General features: G+C 65.2%; 8 protein-coding genes. All 8 read left to right on the forward strand.

Translation table 11 applies throughout. From position 1 onward, the window contains the following. Positions 1-868: ABC transporter permease (locus ACE3S9_RS12990; RefSeq protein ID WP_374546891.1), on the forward strand; the 868-nt coding region annotated here is incomplete at its 5' end. A 1-nt stretch (position 869) separates the two neighbouring features. Then, positions 870-2,006 (forward strand): ABC transporter permease, encoded by a 1,137-nt coding sequence (locus ACE3S9_RS12995; RefSeq protein WP_374546892.1) that lies wholly within the window; start codon positions 870-872, stop codon positions 2,004-2,006. A gap of 74 nt (positions 2,007-2,080) precedes the next feature. Continuing rightward, on the forward strand, positions 2,081-2,590 hold the full coding sequence (locus ACE3S9_RS13000) for a PadR family transcriptional regulator (RefSeq protein WP_374546893.1): 510 nt from the start codon (positions 2,081-2,083) through the stop codon (positions 2,588-2,590). Positions 2,591-2,699: 109 nt separating this feature from the next. Further along, the gene (locus ACE3S9_RS13005; RefSeq protein ID WP_374546894.1) at positions 2,700-3,740 is read left to right on the forward strand and encodes a YeiH family protein; all 1,041 of its coding nucleotides are present in this window, start codon (positions 2,700-2,702) and stop codon (positions 3,738-3,740) included. A gap of 10 nt (positions 3,741-3,750) precedes the next feature. Further along, positions 3,751-4,632 carry a LysR family transcriptional regulator gene (locus ACE3S9_RS13010; protein ID WP_374546895.1) on the forward strand — a complete coding sequence of 294 codons (882 nt, stop codon included), beginning with the start codon at positions 3,751-3,753 and terminating at the stop codon, positions 4,630-4,632. A 142-nt stretch (positions 4,633-4,774) separates the two neighbouring features. After that, positions 4,775-5,041, forward strand: coding sequence for a hypothetical protein (locus ACE3S9_RS13015; protein WP_374546896.1), 267 nt, complete (start codon positions 4,775-4,777; stop codon positions 5,039-5,041). Between the two features lie 75 nt (positions 5,042-5,116). Beyond that, a complete protein-coding gene (locus tag ACE3S9_RS13020) occupies positions 5,117-5,542 on the forward strand; it encodes an organic hydroperoxide resistance protein (protein ID WP_374546898.1) in 426 nt (141 codons plus the stop codon). Between the two features lie 102 nt (positions 5,543-5,644). Beyond that, the gene (locus ACE3S9_RS13025; RefSeq protein WP_374546899.1) at positions 5,645-6,133 is read left to right on the forward strand and encodes a MarR family winged helix-turn-helix transcriptional regulator; all 489 of its coding nucleotides are present in this window, start codon (positions 5,645-5,647) and stop codon (positions 6,131-6,133) included. The last annotated feature ends 215 nt before the right edge of the window (positions 6,134-6,348 follow it).

A 6,348-nucleotide genomic window follows, 5' to 3' on the forward strand; every position in this document is an offset into this window, starting at 1 on the left:
CGATCTGGAGCGCCGCCTCGCCAGCGGCGAGTTGAAACTCGCCATCGAAATCCCCGCCCGCTTCGGCAAGGATCTGACGACGGGCAAGAGGCCGGAAGTCGCGATCTGGATCGACGGCGCCATGCCCTTCCGCGCCGAAACGATCCGCTCCTATATCACCGGCATTTCGCAGGTCTATCTCGCCGAGCAGGCTCGCCGACGCAACCTGGTCTCGACCGAGGCGCCGCTCAACGTCGAGATGCGCTATCGCTACAATCAGGCTTTCAAGAGCGTCTATTCGATCATTCCCGGCGTCATCATGCTGATCCTGATGCTGATCCCGGCCATGCTCACGGCGGTCGGCGTGGTGCGTGAAAAGGAAGTCGGCTCCATCGTCAATTTCCGCGCCACGCCGGTGACCCGGCCGGAATTCCTGCTCGGCAAACAGGCGCCCTATGTCCTGCTCGCCTTTCTGAGCTTCCTGCTGCTGCTCGCCGCCGCGATCTTCCTGTTCGGCCTGCCGGTGGCGGGCTCCGCCGCCGCGCTGGTGCTGGGCGCCTTCCTCTATATTTTCGCCACCACTTCGCTCGGCATCCTGCTGTCGTCCTTCCTGAAAACCCAGGTCGCGGCCATTTTCGTCACCGCCGTGGTGTCGATCATTCCGACCGTGAATTTCTCCGGCCTGCTGGTTCCGGTCTCCTCGCTCTCGACCGCCGCGCGCTGGGTCGGGCTCGCCTTTCCCTGTGGCTGGTTTCAGGAGATCAGCGTCGGCGCCTTCACCAAGGGGCTGGATTTCGCCACGCTCGCGCCCGATCTCGCCGTGCTGGCCCTGTTCAGCCTGGCCTATCAACTTGGCGCCGTCGCGGCTTTGAAGAAGCAGGAGGCCTGACATGGGCGGCGACTTCCGCGCCAGCCTGCGCCGCATCCAGCGGCTGAGCGTCAAGGAATTGCGCAGCCTGGTCGCCGATCCGATCCTGCTGGTCTTCATCCTCTATGTCTTCAGCGTGGCGGTCTACCAGATCGCGGCCGGCGTGAAATTCGAAGTCGAGAACGCCCGGGTCGCGGTGGTCGACGAGGACCAGTCCGAACTCTCGCGCCGCATCGCCAGCGCCCTGCTGCCGCCCTTGTTTCGATCGGCCGACCAGATCGGGCCAAAGGATATCGATCCGGGCATGGATCGCGGGCGTTATGTCTTCGTGATCGAAATCCCGCCCAAATTCGAATCCGACCTGCTCGCCGGCAAGAAGCCCTCGGTGCAGATCAATGTCGACGCCACCGCCATGGCGCTGGCCGGCAACGGCGCGGTGGATATCGAGAACATCATCCTGCAGGAAAGCGCCTCCTTCCTCACCCGAGCCGGGGGCGTCGCCGCCCAGCCGGTCGATCTGGTGGTGCGGGCGAAATTCAATCCCGACCTGCATTCGGTCTGGTTCACTTCGGTGATGCAGGTCATCAACAACATCGCCATCCTGTCGATCATCCTGACCGGCGCCGCGCTGATCCGCGAGCGCGAGCACGGCACGATCGAACATCTCTTGGTCATGCCGGTGACGCCGCTCGAAATCATGCTGGCGAAGATCATCGCCAATGGCGCGGTGATCGTGGGCGCCTCGATCCTGTCTTTGTTCATCGTGGTGCGCGGCCTGCTCGGCGTGCCGATCGCCGGCTCGACCGCGCTGTTCGTCGTGGGCGCGATCCTGTTCATGTTCTCGGTGACGTCGCTCGGCTTGCTGCTCGCCACTTTCGCGCGCACCATGCCGCAATTCGGCCTGCTCGCTCTGCCGGTGATCGTCATTCTCTATCTGCTGTCGGGCAGCTCCACGCCGCTGGAGACCATGCCCGGATGGCTCCAGACCATCATGCAGTTCACGCCGAACACCCAATTCGTCGCCTTCTCCCAGGCGGTGCTCTATCGCGGCGCCGGGATCGATCTGGTCTGGCCGCAAATGCTGGCCATGGCCGCGATCGGCCTGACCACGCTCGCGGTTTGCCGGGGCCGTTTCAGCAAGACCATTAGCGCGGCATAGGCCGACGCGCGCCTTGACAATCCCTCAGCGCGATATAGCTCAAAGCTATCTTTCACGATGAGGCTCGCGAGGAAATGGGCAAATTCCAGCACGGCGCAGCGCGCGACGGCCATGGCGGGCGCGGACGCCGGCGCATGTTCGAAGGCGGCGAGCTGCGGCTCGTCCTGCTGCTGCTGATCGAACAGGAGCCGCGCCACGGCTATGACCTCATTCGCGACATTGAGGCCCGCACCGGCGGGGCCTATGCGCCGAGTCCCGGCGTAGTCTATCCGACGCTGAGCCTGCTGGAAGACACCGGATTGATCGAAGCCCGCGCCGCCGAGGGCGCCAGGAGACTTTACGCGATCACCGAAGCCGGGCGGCTTCATGTGGAGGACAACCGCGCCGACGCCGAAAGCGCCCTCGCGCGGCTCGAAGCCCTGCGCAAGCGTGGCGAAGCCTTTGACGTCGGCCCGGTGTTCCGCGCCATGGGCAATCTGAAAGCGGTCCTGCAACAGAAACTGGACGATTCCCCGAACAAGGAGCTGCTGTTCGCGGTGGCCGACCTCATCGACGAGGCGGCGCGAAAGATCGAGCGTTTGTGACGCCCAGCGCCAATCATTCGAATTTCGCGATAGAAACGAGAGATATTATAAGTTGGATCGATAGATAAATTGGCGCGAAAACCCTCTCCAACAGAGAGGATTTTTCTTCATGAGCGCCATAGTCGAGAAAAATAATCGCCACGCCACACATGCCGCCCACGTCCACGCCTCGATCTGGCCGGGCCTCGCGCTCACGGCGGCCATAGCCGCCGCCGCTTTCGGCCTGCGCCAGCTTCCCGGCGTAGCGACCTTCAGCCCGATGATCCTCGCCATCGTGATCGGCATGGGCTTTCACAACCTGCTCGGAACTCCGGCGCGCGCCAAGGCGGGCGTGGTCTTCTCCCTGCGCCGGGTGCTGCGTTTCGCGATCATCCTGCTCGGCCTGCAACTCACCGCCGCGCAGGTCGCGGAAGTCGGCGCCAAGGGCGTCGCGGTGATCGCCCTGACCCTGGTCGCGACTTTCCTGTTCACCACCTGGCTCGGCCGCCTGATCGGCGTCGACCGCAAATTGACGCAACTGATCGCCGCCGGCACCTCGATCTGCGGCGCCTCGGCGGTGATCGCGACCAATACCGTCACCCAGGCCCATGACGAGGATGTGGCCTATGCCGTCGCCTGCGTCACCGTGTTCGGCTCGATCGCCATGTTCGGCTATCCGCTGTTGCAGGGCGCGCTGGGCCTCGACGCCCATGCCTATGGCCTGTGGGCGGGCGCCTCGATCCATGAGATTGCGCAGGTCGTCGCCGCCGCCTTCCAGGGCGGCAAGCAGGCGGGCGATTTCGGGACCATCGCCAAATTGTCGCGGGTGATGATGCTGGCCCCCGTGGTCATCACACTCGGCGTGATGGCGGCGCAACGCGCCCGCCGCGCCGGCCATGGCCACAGCAACGCCAAGGCGCCCACGCCGTGGTTCGTGCTCGGCTTCATCGCGCTGGTCGGGGTCAACAGTGTTGTGACCATTCCGCCGGAGGCCAAGGCCGCGATCGTGGCGGCGACGACCTTCTTGCTGTCGATGGCGCTCGCCGCCATGGGGCTTGAAACGGATATCGCCAAATTGCGGGCCAAGGGGCCGCGTCCCTTCCTGCTCGGGCTCGCGGCCTTCATCTTCATCGCGAGCTTCAGCTTGCTCCTGGTGAAAATGACGGCGTAACATTGCCGCGATGACGCTCGAGCAACTTCGCATTTTCGTTGCGGTCGCGGAGCGCGAGCATGTCACGCTCGCCGCCCGCGACCTCAATCTCACCCAATCCGCCACGAGCGCGGCCGTCGCCGCGCTCGAAGCGCGTTATGCGACCCGATTGTTCGACCGCGTTGGGCGCCGCATCGCTTTGACGGAAGCCGGCCATCTGTTTCTCGCCGAGGCCCGCGCTGTGCTCGCCCGCGCCCGGGCGGCCGAGCAGACCCTGATCGATCTCGCCGACCTGACCCGCGGCTCGTTGACGCTGGCCGCCAGCCAGACCATCGGCAATTACTGGCTGCCGCCTTTGATCCAGCGCTATCGCGAACTCCATCCCGGCGTCGCGATCACGCTGGCGGTCGACAATACCGATGGCGTCGCGCGCCGCATCCACGATGGCGCGGCGGATATCGGCCTGGTCGAGGGCGCGGTCGACGATCCCTTCCTGACCAGCCGGCCCTTCGCGGAGGACGAACTGGTCCTGGTCGCGCCGCCGGACCATCCCTGGGCGCGCGAGCCCGGCCGCCAGCCGGACGATCCGCGCCGGGGCCCCTGGGTGCTGCGCGAGCCCGGATCTGGCACGCGCGCGATCTTCGAGGCAGCGTTGGCCGGCTTGGGGATCGCGCCCGGCGCGCTCGATATCGCGCTCGAACTGCCGTCGAACGAAGCCGTCTGCTCCGCCGTGGCGGCCGGGGCCGGCGTGACGGTGGTTTCGCGACTGGTGGTGGCCTGTGCGCTCAAGGCCGGCGTGCTGACCCGGGTCAAGCTCGACCTGCCGCCGCGCCGCTTCTTCGCGCTACACCACAAGGAATATTCGGTCACCCGCGCGCAAAAAGCCTTTCTGGAGCTGATCGGCGCGGGTTGAGCGGCCCCGGCGCCCTGCCCTCATAGGTCGCCTCCTAAAAAAATCGTACGCGATTAAATCGAACGCGCTTGACATCTATGAGGGTCTTCTGTATTTACATCGTACGCGATTAAATCGCTGATACGAAAACAGGAGATCGAACATGTCGCACATCACCAGCAAGCGTTCCGTCCGTCGCTCGTCCGCCGTTGTCGGCGCTTTCGCCCTCATCGCCGGCTTGGCGCTCCAGGCGGCCCCCGCCGTCGCCGGCCAGGTTTCGCCCCGCGATTTCCAGGCCTTCGGCTACGACATCCGGACGCAGGACGAGAGCCGCGAATGGCGCAAGCCGAATGGCGCGGAAATCCTCGGCGGCTTCGCCGGCGCCGATGACGAGATCAATTCCCGCACCGGCGAAGTCCGCCGCCGCTGACGATCCTGACTGGCGCGTCCTCGGACGCGCCGGTCCCGCCCCGTCCCTTCCCCCTCCCCACGCAAGGATCACTTCATGTCCGTCAATGTTCTCTACCGCACTTCCGCTCGCGCCACCGGCGGCCGCGACGGCCATTCGGCCACGCTCGACGGCGCCGTCGATGTCAAGCTGTCCACGCCGAAGGAATTGGGCGGCGCCGGCGGCGCGGGCGTCAATCCGGAACAGCTTTTCGCCACCGGCTATGCCGCCTGTTTCCTGAGCGCGCTGAAATTCGTCGCCGCGCAGACCAAGCAGAAGGTTCCCGCCGACGCCAATGTGACCGCGACGGTCGGCATTGGCCCGCGTTCCGAAGGCGGCTTCGGCCTCGATATCGCGCTGGAAGTCGCCTTGCCGGGCGTCGACCGCGCCGAGGCTCAGGCGCTGGTGGAACAGGCCCATCAGGTCTGCCCCTATTCCAACGCCACCCGCAACAATGTGGATGTCGCCCTCAGCCTGGTCTGACGCGTCGGGTCGCGGCGCAAGTCGCCGCGATTGCGCCCTTTGGCGCGAAAGGACGCGTCGATTACGCTTGGGGTTCAATCGCGCACGATATAGAATGAATCGATGAGCACTATCACCGCCGATACAGCGCCCGCGGAGCCCGCCGCCAGTGCAGCGCCAGCCGATCCGCTGGCGGAAATGCTGTGCTTTTCGGTCTATTCGGCCGGACTGGCGTTCAACCGCGCCTATAAGCCGCGCCTCGACGCGCTCGGCATCACTTATCTGCAATATCTCGCGCTGCTCCTGCTGCGGCATCGCGACGGCCAGTCGATCAAGGAATTGGGTGATAGGCTGTCGCTCGATTCCAACACATTGACGCCGCTCATCAAGCGGCTCGAAGCCGGCGGTTTCGTCAAGCGCCGGCGCGACAGCGAAGACGAGCGCGTGGTCCGGGTCGACATGACGCCGAAAGGCGCGCAGACCGTGTCCGAGGCTTTGTGCATCTCGCAGGAGCTGGGGCGCAAGCTCAAGGTCACGCCGGAACAGGCCAAGGCGCTGCAAAACCTGCTCGGCGCGATCGGCGGGCAGATCGTGACGCTCCCCAATCCGTGACCGCGAACACCCTCAGGCAAACGGCCCGGCTTAGCGCCGGGCCGTTGTTTTTTGGATGATCTTCGGTCTCAGGCGAGATCGAAACGATCCAGATTCGTCACCTTGGTCCAGGCCGCGACGAAGTCCTGCACGAATTTCGCCTTCGCGTCGGCGCTGCCATAGACTTCGGCCAGCGCGCGCAATTGCGAATTCGAGCCGAACAGCAGATCGACGCG

It is taken from the genome of Rhodoblastus sp. (assembly GCF_041915505.1).
Classification (GTDB): Bacteria; Pseudomonadota; Alphaproteobacteria; order Rhizobiales; family Beijerinckiaceae; genus Rhodoblastus.

Excerpts from the sequence above, each read along its gene's own strand:
- ACE3S9_RS13010 (WP_374546895.1), top strand. The coding sequence starts at position 3,751 with ATGACGCTCGAGCAACTTCGCATTTTCGTTGCGGTCGCGGAGCGCGAG.
- ACE3S9_RS13000 (WP_374546893.1), top strand. The coding sequence starts at position 2,081 with ATGGGCAAATTCCAGCACGGCGCAGCGCGCGACGGCCATGGCGGGCGC.
- ACE3S9_RS13025 (WP_374546899.1), top strand. The coding sequence starts at position 5,645 with ATGAGCACTATCACCGCCGATACAGCGCCCGCGGAGCCCGCCGCCAGT.
- ACE3S9_RS13015 (WP_374546896.1), top strand. The coding sequence starts at position 4,775 with ATGTCGCACATCACCAGCAAGCGTTCCGTCCGTCGCTCGTCCGCCGTT.
- ACE3S9_RS12995 (WP_374546892.1), top strand. The coding sequence starts at position 870 with ATGGGCGGCGACTTCCGCGCCAGCCTGCGCCGCATCCAGCGGCTGAGC.
- ACE3S9_RS13005 (WP_374546894.1), top strand. The coding sequence starts at position 2,700 with ATGAGCGCCATAGTCGAGAAAAATAATCGCCACGCCACACATGCCGCC.
- ACE3S9_RS13020 (WP_374546898.1), top strand. The coding sequence starts at position 5,117 with ATGTCCGTCAATGTTCTCTACCGCACTTCCGCTCGCGCCACCGGCGGC.